This is a genomic window from Paeniglutamicibacter sp. Y32M11 (assembly GCF_019285735.1).
In the GTDB taxonomy this organism is placed as follows: domain Bacteria; phylum Actinomycetota; class Actinomycetes; order Actinomycetales; family Micrococcaceae; genus Paeniglutamicibacter.
This window is the reverse complement of sequence record NZ_CP079107.1, coordinates 1298951-1312782: the sequence shown is the minus strand read 5'-3', so window position 1 is coordinate 1312782 and position 13832 is coordinate 1298951. Positions and strand designations below refer to the sequence as shown.

General features: G+C 61.7%; 14 protein-coding genes. 4 read left to right on the top strand and 10 right to left on the bottom strand.

Going from position 1 to position 13832, the window contains the following annotated elements; all coding sequences use genetic code 11:
* Positions 1-86: 86 nt before the first annotated feature.
* Both pheT and pheS read right to left on the bottom strand, forming a co-directional pair.
* Positions 87-2627 (bottom strand): phenylalanine--tRNA ligase subunit beta, encoded by a 2541-nt coding sequence (gene pheT, locus KUF55_RS05755; protein WP_218818267.1) that lies wholly within the window; start codon positions 2625-2627, stop codon positions 87-89.
* A gap of 3 nt (positions 2628-2630) precedes the next feature.
* On the bottom strand, positions 2631-3719 hold the full coding sequence (gene pheS / locus KUF55_RS05750) for a phenylalanine--tRNA ligase subunit alpha (protein ID WP_218818266.1): 1089 nt from the start codon (positions 3717-3719) through the stop codon (positions 2631-2633).
* Positions 3720-3871: 152 nt separating this feature from the next.
* Here pheS and KUF55_RS05745 point away from each other — a divergent pair, with 152 nt between their 5' ends.
* Positions 3872-5779 (top strand): penicillin-binding transpeptidase domain-containing protein, encoded by a 1908-nt coding sequence (locus tag KUF55_RS05745; RefSeq protein WP_218818265.1) that lies wholly within the window; start codon positions 3872-3874, stop codon positions 5777-5779.
* Positions 5780-5884: 105 nt separating this feature from the next.
* On the opposite strand, the gene KUF55_RS05740 is transcribed toward KUF55_RS05745, so the two are convergent.
* On the bottom strand, positions 5885-6541 hold the full coding sequence (locus KUF55_RS05740) for a hypothetical protein (protein WP_218818264.1): 657 nt from the start codon (positions 6539-6541) through the stop codon (positions 5885-5887).
* Positions 6542-6679: 138 nt separating this feature from the next.
* Here KUF55_RS05740 and KUF55_RS05735 point away from each other — a divergent pair, with 138 nt between their 5' ends.
* Entirely contained in the window at positions 6680-7165 is a 486-nt protein-coding gene (locus tag KUF55_RS05735; RefSeq protein ID WP_218818263.1) for a DUF4157 domain-containing protein, read from the top strand.
* Complete coding sequence (locus tag KUF55_RS05730; protein WP_218818262.1) at positions 7162-7815, top strand: SIMPL domain-containing protein; 654 nt, start codon at positions 7162-7164, stop codon at positions 7813-7815. The genes KUF55_RS05735 and KUF55_RS05730 overlap by 4 nt, the downstream gene beginning before the upstream one ends.
* Here KUF55_RS05730 and KUF55_RS05725 read toward each other — a convergent pair.
* From KUF55_RS05725 to infC, 7 genes are all read right to left on the bottom strand, one after another.
* Positions 7812-8423: a pyroglutamyl-peptidase I gene (locus tag KUF55_RS05725; protein WP_218818261.1), complete on the bottom strand. Its 612-nt coding sequence runs from the start codon at positions 8421-8423 to the stop codon at positions 7812-7814. The two genes, KUF55_RS05730 and KUF55_RS05725, sit on opposite strands and share 4 nt — an antisense overlap.
* Positions 8420-8854 carry a (deoxy)nucleoside triphosphate pyrophosphohydrolase gene (locus KUF55_RS05720; RefSeq protein WP_168153297.1) on the bottom strand — a complete coding sequence of 145 codons (435 nt, stop codon included), beginning with the start codon at positions 8852-8854 and terminating at the stop codon, positions 8420-8422. Before KUF55_RS05720 ends, KUF55_RS05725 begins: the two co-directional genes overlap by 4 nt.
* A gap of 5 nt (positions 8855-8859) precedes the next feature.
* Complete coding sequence (locus KUF55_RS05715; protein WP_218818260.1) at positions 8860-9795, bottom strand: cation diffusion facilitator family transporter; 936 nt, start codon at positions 9793-9795, stop codon at positions 8860-8862.
* Between the two features lie 175 nt (positions 9796-9970).
* Positions 9971-10879, bottom strand: a complete 909-nt coding sequence (locus KUF55_RS05710; protein ID WP_132361370.1) for an RNA methyltransferase — start codon at positions 10877-10879, stop codon at positions 9971-9973.
* An 85-nt stretch (positions 10880-10964) separates the two neighbouring features.
* A complete protein-coding gene (gene rplT, locus KUF55_RS05705; protein ID WP_132361372.1) occupies positions 10965-11645 on the bottom strand; it encodes a 50S ribosomal protein L20 in 681 nt (226 codons plus the stop codon).
* Positions 11646-11750: 105 nt separating this feature from the next.
* Positions 11751-11945, bottom strand: a complete 195-nt coding sequence (gene rpmI / locus KUF55_RS05700; protein ID WP_132361374.1) for a 50S ribosomal protein L35 — start codon at positions 11943-11945, stop codon at positions 11751-11753.
* 125 nt (positions 11946-12070) lie between these two features.
* On the bottom strand, positions 12071-13183 hold the full coding sequence (gene infC / locus KUF55_RS05695) for a translation initiation factor IF-3 (RefSeq protein ID WP_132361376.1): 1113 nt from the start codon (positions 13181-13183) through the stop codon (positions 12071-12073).
* A 183-nt stretch (positions 13184-13366) separates the two neighbouring features.
* On the opposite strand from infC, the gene KUF55_RS05690 reads away from it, so the two are divergent.
* Positions 13367-13732: a DUF1844 domain-containing protein gene (locus tag KUF55_RS05690; RefSeq protein WP_132361378.1), complete on the top strand. Its 366-nt coding sequence runs from the start codon at positions 13367-13369 to the stop codon at positions 13730-13732.
* Positions 13733-13832 lie beyond the last annotated feature (100 nt).

Genomic DNA, 13832 nt, shown 5'->3' with positions numbered 1-13832 from the left:
GCCTGGTGACCATGGCAGAACAAAGGCCGGCAGCTTTCCCGTGTGGGGAGGCTGCCGGCCTTTGGTACTACTACCCGCGGTGCTGCTTAGCGCTGCACGGCCGCGAATCGCTCGGCGGCAAGTGCCACCGCCGCGGCACGCGCCTCGGAGGCCTCATCGGCGGTCAGCGTGCGGTCGGTGGCGCGGAAGCGCAGGCCGAAGGCCAATGACTTTTTGCCGTCCTCGATGCCGGTACCGGTGTACACGTCGAAGAGAGCAATGTCTTCCAACAGCTCCCCTGCACCCTCACGCAAGGTTTCGAGTACGTCCGAAGCCACCACGCTCTGATCAACAACCAGGGCAACGTCCTGAGTGGAGATCGGGAAGGTCGAAATTTCCTTGGCCACAATGACATCCGCTGCGGCTTCAAAAAGCTCGTCAACGTTGATTTCCATGGCCACGGTGCGGGCCGGCAGATCGAGTTCCGCCAGCAGCTTCGGGTGCAGCTCACCGGCATAACCAAGGTGCGTGCCGTCGCGCAGTGCAAGTGCGGCGGTACGGCCCGGGTGGAAGGCCTGGTGGGCCCCCTGCGAGGTAACCACCTCAACGCCCAACACGTCGGCGACCAGCAGTGCGGTATCCAGGGCATCGGCCCAGTCGTAGACGCGCGGGGTGTGCGCTGCGGCAACCGGCGAATCGTTGCCGCTGAGGACAGCGGCAATGTGCATCGGCTGGTGCGGCAGACCGCCGTACAGTGCCTCGAGCTCTGCCTCAGAGGGCTTGATGCCCACCGGCGGGATCGTTGCCGTGCCCAGGGTATCTCCGGGCAGGAAGACCAGTCCGGCCTCGTAGAGTGCCAGATCGCGGAAGCCGCGACCGTGGTTGCGACGGGCAATGCCCAGCAGGCCCGGCAGCATCGAGGTCCGCATGAATCCGAACTCCGAAGACATCGGGTTATTCAGCTTTACGGCCTTGACCTCGCCGGCCACGGGCGCACCGAAGGTGTTGTTCTGCACCGCCGTAACGAACGGGTAGGAGAGGACCTCGGTCAGGCCCGAGTCCGCTAGGGCAGCAACCACACGACGACGCTGGCCCTGCACCCGGGAGAAACCGCGGCCCGGAGGTGCCGTGGGAAGGGTGGAAGGAATCAGGTGGTAACCCACCAGACGCGCAATTTCCTCCACTAGGTCCTGCTTGGTGGTGAGGTCCGGGCGCCATGACGGTGCCGTGACGCTGTAGCCGTCCGCGGTGGCCTCAAGCTCGGCACCAATTTCGCTCAGTGCCCAGGTCACCTGTTCGGCGGTGTAGTCGATCCCGATCAGTGCCGAGGCGAAATCTGCGGGCAGGTTGATCACCGTTGGTTCCGGAGCGGTACCCGCATCGGTGATCTCGGTGGTGGCGGTGCCACCGGCCAGCTGAACCAAGAGGTCCACGGCACGCTGGGCGGCCTTGTCAGCCACCTGCCAGTCCACTCCGCGTTCGTAACGCTTGGAAGCCTCGGAGGGCAGCTTGTGGCGACGACGCGAACGCGCAATGGAGATCGCTTCGAAGTGAGCTGCCTCGATGAGCACGTTGGTGGTGGTTCCGGAAACCTCGGTGGCAGATCCACCCATGACTCCGGCAATGCCAATGGCACCGGATTCATCGGTGATCAACAGATCCTCGACGTGCAGCTTGCGCACCTTGGCATCGAGGGTCGTCAGCGTCTCACCCTCGGTGGCCCGGCGCACGGTGATACCACCGGTGAGCTGATCCGCGTCGTAGAAGTGCAGCGGCTGACCCAGTTCCAACATGACGTAGTTGGAAATATCCACGATCAGGGAGATCGAACGCATGCCAGCCAGATTCAGTCGGCTAGCCATCCACGGTGGGGTGGGCAGCGCCGCATTCACGTTGGTGACCTTGCGCGTGATGAAGCGATCGCAGCCGGCCTTGCCGTAGATCCCCGCGGCATCGGCCAAGGTCACCTGGTGACCCGGTGCGGTGGCGGTATCCACGGTGACCAAGGAGGCAGGATCGGTGAAGGGGGTGTTGGTGGCGTGCGCGTATTCGCGGGCCACCCCACGGATGGAGAACGCGTAGGAACGGTCCGGGGTGACGTTGATTTCTGCTGCCTGATCGTAGAGACCCAACAGTTCCATCGCGTCGGTGCCGACCTCCGGGTCAAGACCCAGATTCGAGAGCACGATGATGCCATCGTGGTCTTCGCCGAGGCCCAGCTCGCGTGCGGAGGCGATCATGCCGGCCGAAATATGACCATAGGTCTTACGCGGGGTAATCCGGAAGTCCCCGGGCAGCACGGCGCCCGGAAGCGTGACAACAACCTTGTCACCCTCCACGAAGTTGTGTGCACCGCAGATGATGCCCTGCACACCCGAGGGATCGATACCCTCGTTGGTGAGGTTTTGTGTTGCGCCCTCGGGCACCACACGAACCTGGCACCAGTTAATGGTCTTGCCGTTGGTCTGCTCTTCCTTCACCAGGGAGAGCACCTGACCCACCACGATGGGACCGGAGATGGAATCGCTGGGACGGTGAACGTCCTCTTCCTCAAGACCGACCTTAACCAGTTCGGCCATAACGTCCTCGGCCGAAGCTTCGGCGGGAACCTGCGCGTATTCGCGCAGCCATGAAAGTGGAATACGCATGTCTTAGATCTCCATCCCGAAGTGCTCGCTGAACCGAATATCGCCCTCGATCATGTCGTGCATGTCCGGGACCTCATTGCGGAACATCAGGGTCCGCTCGATGCCCATGCCGAAGGCGAAGCCGGAGTATTCTTCCGGGTCAATGCCTGCGGCACGCAACACATTGGGGTTGACCATGCCGCAGCCACCCCATTCGATCCAACGCGGTCCACCCTTGGCACCGGCATGCCAGATGTCCAGCTCGGCGCTGGGCTCGGTGAACGGGAAGAAGTTCGGGCGCAGGCGGATGGAGGCGTCATCGCCGAACATCTGCCGCGCGAAGTGCTCCAGGGTGCCACGAAGATCGGCCATGGTCAGGTTCTTGTCGATGGCCAAGCCCTCGAACTGGTGGAAGACCGGGGTGTGGGTGGCGTCCAGTTCATCGGTGCGGTAAACGCGCCCCGGGCACAAGACGTAGATCGGCAACTCGCGCTCGAGCATCGAACGCACCTGTACCGGGGAGGTGTGGGTGCGCAGCAAGAGGTGCGAATCTACCGGGTCAATGAAGAAGGTGTCCTGCATTTCGCGGGCCGGATGATCCGGGGCGAAGTTCAGGGCGTCGAAGTTGAACCACTCGGATTCGATTTCCGGTCCATCGGCGATTTCCCAGCCCATGCCCACGAAGATGTCCGAGACGCGGTCCTGCAGCGTGGAGAGCGGGTGTCGGGCACCGGCACGGCGGCGGCGCGGGGCGGCGGTGACATCTACCGTCTCCTCAAGGAGGATGCGCGCAGCATCTTCCTCCTCGAGCACCACGGTACGAGCTGCCAGTGCCTTGTTCACGCGTCCGCGTGAGGCTCCCATGAGCTTGCCGGCAACGGCCTTCTCACTCTTATCCAGGTGGCCGATTTCGCGGTTGGCCAGGGACAACGGGGACTTCTCTCCGGTGTGGGCCAGGCGTGCGCTTTTCAGCTCATCCAGGTTGCTCGCGGCGGCAAATGCAACAAGTGCCGCCTGCACGGCAACATCGATGCCTGCCTCGTCGGTGGGGTGCGGAACGACCGGTGTGTGAGCGTTATTGACGTCCACTTCCGGGCTCGTGGGTTCAGACATGGGGTTCTACGGCCCTTTTCACTGTTGATTGTCTTGTTGGCTTCTACTTCTCATTCTATGTGCTGGCCCCGGCGCAGCTTCAATCACCGCCCCGGTCGTCTTAGCTGTGGCGTTATGGACACCCACCGGGGTTTTACGCAATAGTTAGCCTTATGTCACGCGTTCTTCGAAGAATTGCCCTGCCCACGGCCGCCTTTCTGATGCTGGGCTCGCTGGCAGCCTGCACAAATGCCGCCCCCACGCCCGATGCCACGGCAAATCAACTGGCCACCTCCCTGCAGTCCCTGGACTTCGCTGGCCTGAGCTTGGCCGGGGCCGATGCCACCACCGTATCTACCGAACTCGGCGAGGCGCTGGCACCCCTGGAGTCGATCCCACGCACCGTCACCCTGGAATCGGTGACCGAGGACGAGGGATCAAAGGACCCCAACACGGCCACCGCCACGCTGAAAACGGTGTGGGACATTGATGCCAGCGACACCGACTGGAGCTATACAACCCAAGGCACCCTCGAACTTAATGATGAGTCCGATTCGTGGGAGCTGCGTTACTCCCCCGAGCTGGCAGTCCCTGGCCTAGCCGCGGGTCAATACGTGGCCAAGCGCAACACCGCCGCTGCGCGCGGCGATATTCTCGGCAACAACAACCAGGGACTGGTCACCGAGCGGCCGGTGCTGCGCATCGGCATCGATAAAAACGCCCTGGACCCGTCCAAGTGGGAGACCTCGGCCAAAAAGCTGGCCGCCTTGGTGGAGATTGATGCGCCGGCCTATGCCAAGTCCGTCGCCGCCGCCGGCCCCAAGGCTTTCGTCCAGGCCATCGTGCTGCGTGATGACAAGGACCGAACCGTCACCGACGCTCAACTCGACGCGATCGACGGGGTGCTGGCCCAGCCGGGCACCGTGCCGCTGGCCAAGAGCCGCAACTTCGCCCGGGCCATTCTGGGCACCGTGGGCGAGGCCAGCGCTGAAATCGTCGCCGAGTCCAAGGGAAGCATCAGCGCCGGACAACAGGTGGGCCTCTCGGGCCTGCAAAAGGAGTACCAGGACACCTTGGCCGGTACCAAGGGCTACTCCATCTCGATCTTCGACAAGGACAAAAACGAAGTCTCCTCGCTGCTCACCGCCGAGGCCGTTGATGGCAAAAGCCTGAAGACCACCCTGGATCTGGACATGCAGACCCTGGCCGAGTCACTGCTGGCTGACTCGGCCAGCGACAGCGCGCTGGTGGCGGTGCGACCCTCGGACGGTGCCATCTTGGCCGCCGCGGCGGGACCGGAGACCAACGCGGCGAACACGGCACTACTGGGCAAGTACGCCCCGGGATCAACGTTTAAGGTCATCACGGCACTGGCCATGTTGCGCTCGGGCGACACCCCCACCACGACTGTCGACTGCCCGGCGACCCTGTCGGTGGATGGCAAGGCGTTCAAGAACTACGACGGTTACCCCTCCAGCGCGCTGGGCAGCATCCCACTCTCCGAGGCCCTGGCACAATCGTGTAATACCGTGTTCCTGACCGGCGCCACCAAGGTGAAGGCCGCCGCCCTCTCGGACGCTGCCGCCTCGCTGGGTCTGAACCTGAGCCCCTCCACCGGTGCAGCAGCATTCCTCGGCTCGGTGCCAGATACCTCCACCGGCACCGAACTGGCAGCCAATGGCATCGGCCAGGGTGTTGTTGAAGCCTCCGCGCTAGGTATGGCCACGGTGGCAGCGTCGGTGAAAAACGGCGCGACCGTCTACCCGCATCTGGTGGTGGATCCGGCGCCGGCTAAAGCGCCGAAGCCCAAGAACCCACTGACCAAGGATGAGGCCAAAGCACTATCGGGCATGATGTCCGAGGTCGTAGATCATGGCACGCTCAAGGAGCTCGCCAAGGTCCCCGGTGGCACCATCATCGGCAAGAGCGGAACGGCCGAGTACGACGAGGAACGCAACGCACATGCCTGGGTCATCGCTTCCCAAGGTGATCTGGCCGTTGCGGTATTCGTTGGCGACGGCAGTGGTGGCGCGCAGACGGCCGGCCCAATCGTGGCCGATTTCCTCACCAAGAGTCAGTAGCACCGCCGCGCAACACCTCCGCTTAATGAGTGAAGGACCGGCCATTGGCCGGTCCTTCACTGGTTAAACCGCCCGATCAATCCGGGCGTTTGGTGCTCGTTGTCTTTAGGCGTGCAGAGTTTCTGCTGTTTCGGGCTTGCGCATCATGACAACGCCCACGACGGCGCCCAGCAGGGCCAGTCCGCCGAATGCCAAGGACAGGTACAACGCGGTGTTGTCCTTTTCGTGGGCCACGGCCGTGAGGTCGCCCTTTGCGGTGAGCAGGTCGAAGGTCACAGTGTTGCCCTCGATGTGAGCGCCCTCGGTGGCAGAAACCACTTCGCCGGGGAAGGTCACGGTCATGGTGGATTCGGTGACAGCCGTTGCCATTTCAGCGGCGAGACCCTGAGCGGCGAAGAAGTACTGGCCATCGCGGTACTCCACGCTGACCTTCTGGCCCAAGGTACCGGAGGTGTCACTGATCTCGGTCAGCGACTTGTCCTTGAGGGACAGCGTGTAACCACGGAAATCACCCTTTTCGTAGGGCGAGGCGGTAACGCCTTCCGGGACACTGGCCAGGAACGCTTCTTCGGTGGTCCCCATCTTGGTCAGGACCTCGGCAACACCAATGTCGCCAATAACCTTCTTGTCAAAGGCCATCACCATGTCGTAGGTTGCTTTTTCCGGGCTTGAAACGACCAGATCCACATCCATCTTCATGCAACCGGTCAGGCTCAACACCAGTGCCACCATGACACCAATGATGGATACGATCTTCTTCATCAATACTCCTCAACAGTTGGGGCGCAGATCGGCGTTCGACGCCCCCGGGTTCTGCCTTCAACTCTAGTGGTTGGGCGCCCCGGTCAGTAATTCGGCCGCCCTCGGCTCCGGCCTCGTCAATGGCTACACTGAGAAATCATGGAGAACCGGGAACGCCTACGCCAGGTCTGTAACGCGATAAATCTCAGCACGCTCAGCGGACTGGGCCTAGCCCGCGCCACCGGCTGCGAAATCACTCGTGGTCCTCGGGGCCTCATCCTGGCCCGTTTTTACCGACCGGCCTTGCCCAAGGCCGGGGCCTTCACGGTGGGGAACGTTATTTTTTTCCGTCCGTCCCTCAGCGGAGCGGAACAGCGTCGCGAATTGCTCAGTCACGAGGAAACACACGCTACCCAGTACGCCTGGTGTCTGGGCTTGCCCTTCCTCCCCTTGTACTTTCTGGCGGCAGGATATTCGCTTCTGCGCACCGGCGATCCAGCATCAAGAAATGTGTTTGAACGCGGAGCCAATCTGCAGGCCGGCGGGTATCTGGAGCGGCCCACGCGTAAATTACTCCCGGTTATCGCCGCACGGTTGCGCAGGCACCCGGCAGTCACCCCCACGAGCTCAGGAGACACCCAGTGAACCACAACAACAGCATCACCGTGCAAGGCAGCGCCAGCGCCAGCGCCGTCCCGGATACGATGAGCCTTTCTCTTGCCGTAGAGAACCACCACGCGCAGGCGGCAGAGGCCTTCGAGCAGGTTTCCGCTGGTGCGCAATCGCTGATCACCGCGGTGCTGAGTGTCGCCCCTGAAACCAACTTGTCCACCAGCGGGGTCACGCTCTCTGCGCGGACGGCCTGGCGCGATGAGATGAATGTGCTGTTGGGCTACGACGCATCAACCACTCTCGAAGCCACGTCCGTTCCCCTCGACGCCATTTCGGCGGTCTTGGCAGCCGCCGTAGAGACCGGAGGCGATGACCTGCGGATCCATTCACTGCGTTCGGAGGTTTCGGATCCCATCAGTGCACTGCGGGCCGCCCGCGAGCTGGCCTTCAACGACGCTCATACCAAGGCGGCAGAACTGGCACAGCTGGCCGGGCGGCACCTGGGGCAGGCGCTGCAGATCCGCGAAACCGGACCCGACTCGGCCGTGCCCCTGCAACGTGCCGGGCTCCGAGCCATGGCCGCTAAGTCCATGCCGGTGCTTGCCGGATCCCAGGAACTTGCGGTGAACTTAGAAATACAGTGGGAACTTCTGGATCATGGGCAAGCGCCAGCGGAGGATTAGTCTTCTTTTCCGGCGCTGAGTCGTGGTTCGTTTGCGCCTGCTAAGGCAAGGACGGCTATCTGCGCCACCGCCCGGGCGTGGACCAGCAATTGTGCGTCATGGGCAGCTACCCAGGGCACGTGGATGAAACCGGCTCGGATCTCTGGATCGGTCCGACTCTGGTGCATGAGTGAATAAAATACCTGATTGCAGACATAGGTACCGGCCGAATAAGAGATTTCCACGTTTTCGGAGCCCAATTCTTGGAGCGCCGCCTTCAGCGGAAGAGTAGAAAAGTAGGCGGCTGGCCCGTCGGCGAGCACCGGGACATCGATCGGCCGAGCGCCAGCATTGTCGGCGATGCGGGCATCGATCAGGTTAATGGCAACTTTCTCCATGCCCAGCTTTTCCCGACCCTGAGCCAAGCCCAGGCTGAGCACCACCTGCGGGCGATGCAACGTGATCAGCTCGTGAAGCAGGCGCGGAGCTTGCGCAAAAACACAGGGCAATTCCGCGGCCACGGCTTCGTGACCCTGTTCTCTCAGAATCTTCTCCGCGTGCCGCGCGATGACAATTGATGGATTGAAGTCGCTGCTCGCAAATGGCTCAAAGCCGGTGAGCAGGATCAACGAGTGGCCCCGGCCATGGTGTCGGCTAACACCGCACGCACGATGGGAAAATCGGCGGGAATCCAGCTGAGTGCCTCAAGGGCTTGTTTTTCCAGCTCGACCCAGGCTAATTGGTCGTGATCCTCCAAGGTATCGGGGACGCCGCCGGTGATCTGCGCAAACCAGACACGCATCGCTGCACTCTCATTGAGCACCCAGCCCTCGGGGATGGGGCCAAAAATCTCCGAACCAAGTTCCACCTCGATTCCCAGTTCCTCGCGTAATTCTCGCTTCACGCCCTCGGTGCACTCCTCCCCCACTTCGAGCTTTCCTCCCGGAAACTCCCACATCCCGGCCAGTGCCGGCGGAGCTGTGCGACGGGCTGCCAACAGCTTGGTGGGTGCCACCAAGGAATCAACGATGGCAGCTGCAACAATTTGTTTGTAGGGCATGTCTACTATTTTCCTTCCGTTTCGGAATTCTGGTTCACCATGATGTCGGGTTCGATGTAGATCACGCAGCTGAGCTTAACCGCCGCACGAATGCGTTCTTCCGCTTCATCGATGGCGGCGGCGATCTGGGCGCCGGTGGAGTTGAGCGGGACCGATACCTTTGCCGCCACCAAGATTTCTTCTGGCCCAAGATGCAGGGTCTTGAGGTGGATCAGTTTGGCCCCGTTGGCGGTGATGGCAGCGGTGATGGCCTGCACGACGTGGTCCCGCGCCGATTCACCGAGCAGCAGAGATTTAGTCTCAATGGCCAACACGATGGCGATCATCACCAGCAGCAGGCCAATGCAGGCGGTGCCGGCCGCGTCGTATATCCCGTTGCCGGTCAGCAACGTCAAGCTGACGCCGCACAACGCCAGAACCAGACCGATGAGCGCACCGAAGTCTTCGAGCAGAACCACCGGCAGCTCGGGTGCCTTCGCCGTGCGGATAAACGATACCCAAGACTGTTGGCCACGCTGGGGATTTGCTTCCCTGATGGCGGTGCGGAAAGAGAATGACTCGGCAGCGATCGCGCCGATCAGCACCGCGAGCGGAACCCACCACCAGCGCCCCTCGATGCCATGGGGGTGCTGGAATTTCTGCCAGGCCTCATAGAGTGCAAAGAGTCCACCGAGACTGAAGAGCACGATGGAGACAATGAAGGAGTAAACGTAGCGTTCACGCCCGTAGCCAAAGGGATGCGCCTCGTCGGCTTCCCGTCGGGACTTCTTCCCACCCAAAAGCAGCAGGAGTTGATTCCCGGAGTCGGCCACCGAGTGGATGGCCTCCGCCAACATCGAGGATGAGCTAGTCACGGCCCACGCCACGAACTTGAACAGCGCGATGGTCAGGTTTGCGGCAAGTGCCGCAATCACGGCCTTGGATCCACCAGTAGCCGACATGTCCGCACCAACTTTCCTTCGGGGATGGTCCGTCCAGTCAAGCACGCTTCTCGCCGTGCTGTTAGGGACCGCGTGGGTGCGAGGTCCCTAACAGCACAAAGAGCTGGAGCAATTATTGTTCCGCGGGGGTAGGCAGCGAGGACGTGTTCTCACTCTGATAGGGCTCCGGGCGAGGTTAGCTGGTGCGCTGTGCCCGCGCCGAGGCGTACATGCACACGGCCGCGGCCGTTCCAACGTTCAGCGACTCGGCAACACCATACAGCGGCACGGCGACGCGGTGATCGGCCCTGGCAAGTTCCGCTTCGTTGAGTCCCGCACCTTCATTACCGAAGAGCCAGACGGTGGGGTTCTCCAGAACCGGCATATCCGGTGCATCGGGAGTCTCGAGATCAGCGCGTCGCGCGGCGGTGGCGTCAAGAAGCGTATCGAGATTGGTTGCTCCGTAACCGTCGGCTGCCAAAACGGTGCTTCCGGCGTTTTTGAAGGCCTCCACGGTTTCCTCGAGGGAGACGTTGGTGACGATCGGCAAGTGGAAGAGGGACCCAACGGTGGAGCGGACGGCCTTGGGGTTATAGATATCCACGCTGCCGCCGGTGAGGATAAACGCGTCGGCACCTGCGGCATCGGCCGCACGCAGAATGGTTCCGGCATTTCCCGGATCCTGGACGCGGCACAGCACCGCGACGAGGCGCGGTTTGGCCGCAACAACGTCCTGGAGGCTGATTTCGGGGATTCGGCAGACTGCCACGATGCCCTGTGGGGTCACGGTATCGGCCATGCCGGCCAGGACCTCGGGGCTGACGACGCGGCTGCGTACGCCCTTGGCCTTGGCAGCCATTTCTTCAAATTCGGGGTACCGATCGAGGCAATCGTCGGTGGCATAAATGGTGTTCACTACCGCGTCGCGGTTGTTCTCGGCGTTCTCGAGGTGCTGGCGCAGTGCCTCGCGCACGGCCTGCGGGCCTTCGGCCAGGAACTCGCCGCTGTGGGCACGTCCACTCTTTGTGGCCAGGCGCGAAACTTCACGCACGCGTTCGGCACCGAGGTTATTCATGGGTTCGTCGTAGTATCCAGGGCGGTTCATAACTACGACTTTACCGGGGAGATGACAAAGGGACGGAATCGCAAGCGATTCCGTCCCTTTGTCTAAAGCTTTATGAGCTCAAAGACTAGGCATCTTTGATCTGCTGGCGGGATTCGCCACCTGCAGGCTCGAAGCCGGCTGCCTTGGCTGCTTCAACAGAGTTGAACCAGTATTCGGCGTCGGTCTGGTCGTACCAGGTCGAGCCCGGTACGTGGTACTTGTTCGACTGGGCGTTGCCCTTGATGACAAAGCCTTCCGGAGCAGCTTCGCCTTCGACGGCCTTGACGGCACCTTCAACTTCAGCCTTCTCGGCGGCCGGAGCGGCAGCCTTTGCAGCCTTCTTGGCCGGAGCCTTCTTGGCGGCCGGAGCAACCGGAGCCTCGGCAGCAGCTGCCGGAGCGTTGACGTCTGCCGGAAGGGCGCTCTTGGCAACCTCTACCAGTACTGCGAATGCCTTGGCATCCGAGACAGCCAGCTCGGCGAGCATACGACGGTCAACCTCAACCGCAGCAGCCTTCAGGCCCTGGATCAAGCGGTTGTAGGTCATGCCGTTGGCGCGGGATGCAGCGTTGATGCGCTGGATCCACAGGCGACGGAAGTTGCCCTTACGCTTGCGACGGTCGCCGTAGCTGTACACGAACGAGTGGAGCAGCTGCTCCTTCGCCTTCTTGTACAGGCGCGAACGCTGTCCGCGGTAACCCTTTGCGCGTTCAAGAATGACGCGACGCTTCTTATGGGCGTTGACCGCCCGCTTCACACGTGCCACGTGTGTACTCCTTTGTTTCTGTCTCGTCGTACCGCATCCAAGCGGACGAACGAAAAATCTTTATGTGGTCGAGAACCCGGTACTGGGTTCCCCAGACGGACTGAGTTAGATACCGAGCATCCGCTTGATGGTCTTTACGTCCGCCTTGGCGACCAACTGGTCAGAAGCCAGGCGACGGGTAAGTCGTGAAGACTTGTGCTCCAGGTAGTGGCGGCGGTTAGCCTGCTGGCGCACGAGCTTGCCGCTACCGGTGAGCTTGAAGCGCTTCTTGGCGCCACTGTGGGTCTTGAACTTCGGCATATCCGCCGTTCTCCTTACTTACTCCCGGGGACCTGTCGGGCCGGGGATCTTGCGAATTCTCGCGTTTGCGGGAAATCCGTGGTTCTGGTGTTGCTCTTACGAGCGTGCCCTGCGCGGAGGCGTCCTTACTTGGACGTTCCCGGCTTGGCGGCGCGGGTTGCGGGCTTGGGACCCGGCTTGCCCGCAGGCTTTGGTGGCATTGCCATTGGCTTGGGAATCGCCATTGGCTTGGGAGCTACGGCCGGCTTGGCTGCAACTACCGGCCGTGGGGCCGCAGCTGCTGCTGCCGGACGGCTAGCTGCCGTACGTACCGGAGCCTTTGCGGCTGCCGGGCGGCTGGAGCCTTCGCGGGCCGGAGCCGACTTCGCAGGGGCCTTCGACGCCACAGGGGCGCTCCGAACCGGTGCGACCTTGGGTGCAAGCTTGGCGGCTGCCTCTTCGGCTGCTGCTTCCGCACGTACCTTGGCCAGCTTTTCCATGATGTCGGATTCGATGACATCGGCAACGGATCCACCAATGTCGCCCTGAGGCTCCGAGGTATCCATCTTTGCCTTGGGGTTAGCTGCCTTGGCCTTATCGGCATCGCGCTGTTCCAAACGACGGGCTTCGGCCTTAGCTTCTGCCTTGTTCTTCAGCGGTCCAACGACCATGACCATGTTGCGGCCATCGATGCGGGGAGACGACTCAATAAGTCCGACCTCGGCTACTGCCTCGGCAAACTTGTTGAGCAAACGAATACCCATTTCCGGACGCTGCTGCTCACGACCGCGGAACTGGATCATGGCCTTGACCTTGTCACCGGCTCCGAGGAAGCGCAGTGCGTGTCCGACCTTGGTTTCGTAGTCGTGCGTATCGATCTTCAGTCGGAAACGAATTTCCTTCAGAATGGTGTTCGTCTGGTTCTTGCGAGTTTCGCGTGCCTTGACGGCGGCCTCGTACTTGTACTTTCCGAAGTCCATCAGTTTGCACACGGGAGGTTTCGCGGTGGGCGCCACCTCCACGAGATCAAGGTCGGACTCGACGGCAAGACGAAGTGCATCCTCAATACGGACAATGCCAACCTGTTCACCGGCAGGGCCGACAAGCCGCACCTCTGGGACGCGGATTCGATCATTAATGCGTGGATCGCTGATGTGTTGCTCCTGAGTAGTTCGTAGTTTCAGGCCACCCCAGCAAAAGGAAAGGCCCTCGGCTGCAGGTGCAGGCGGGGGCCCCAGATTCGATCGATGAAAATTCATCCAGCCAATCAATTCCCGTGGGAATGATCAACACCGAACTTACCCGGCCGCCTAAGATTGGCTGCTGCGGGTGGGAGGTGGCCTCCACTTGCGTACTGAATCCATGACTCTCTGGTCACATCCATCGGTAAGATGGTGCATCCAAATACAAAGATTCAGTCGGTCTATGGAAAGCTTAGCAGTATGAGTACTCCTGAAACCAATCCGGTCTCCACTAACGCCGAGAACGAGATTCGCGACATCGCCGAAGTGGCTGCCGTTGAAATCATCACCACCGCCGCCGTTCACCTGATGAGCGCCGCTGCCGTCAAGTGCGGTCTGGCCGCGGGCGACGACGCCGAGGAACTGAAAGACCTCGACGAAGCCCGCAAGCTTATTATTGCCTTGGCCGGCCTAGTTACCTCCGCTGCCCCGGAAATCGGCTCGCAGCACGCAGGTCCGTTGCGCGACGGACTGCGTTCACTGCAGCTGGCCTTCCGTGAAGCATCGGCCTTCCCGGACGAGCCAGGCAAGGGCCCGGGCGAAAAGCTCACCGGCCCAGTGAACTAAGCGCACCAACTATTTCCACCACACCGCAGCAACACCTGAAGTACCCCTGAGAGGTTAAGCACAAACCCGCCTCACAGACCACAAAACGCCAAGCGGGCCC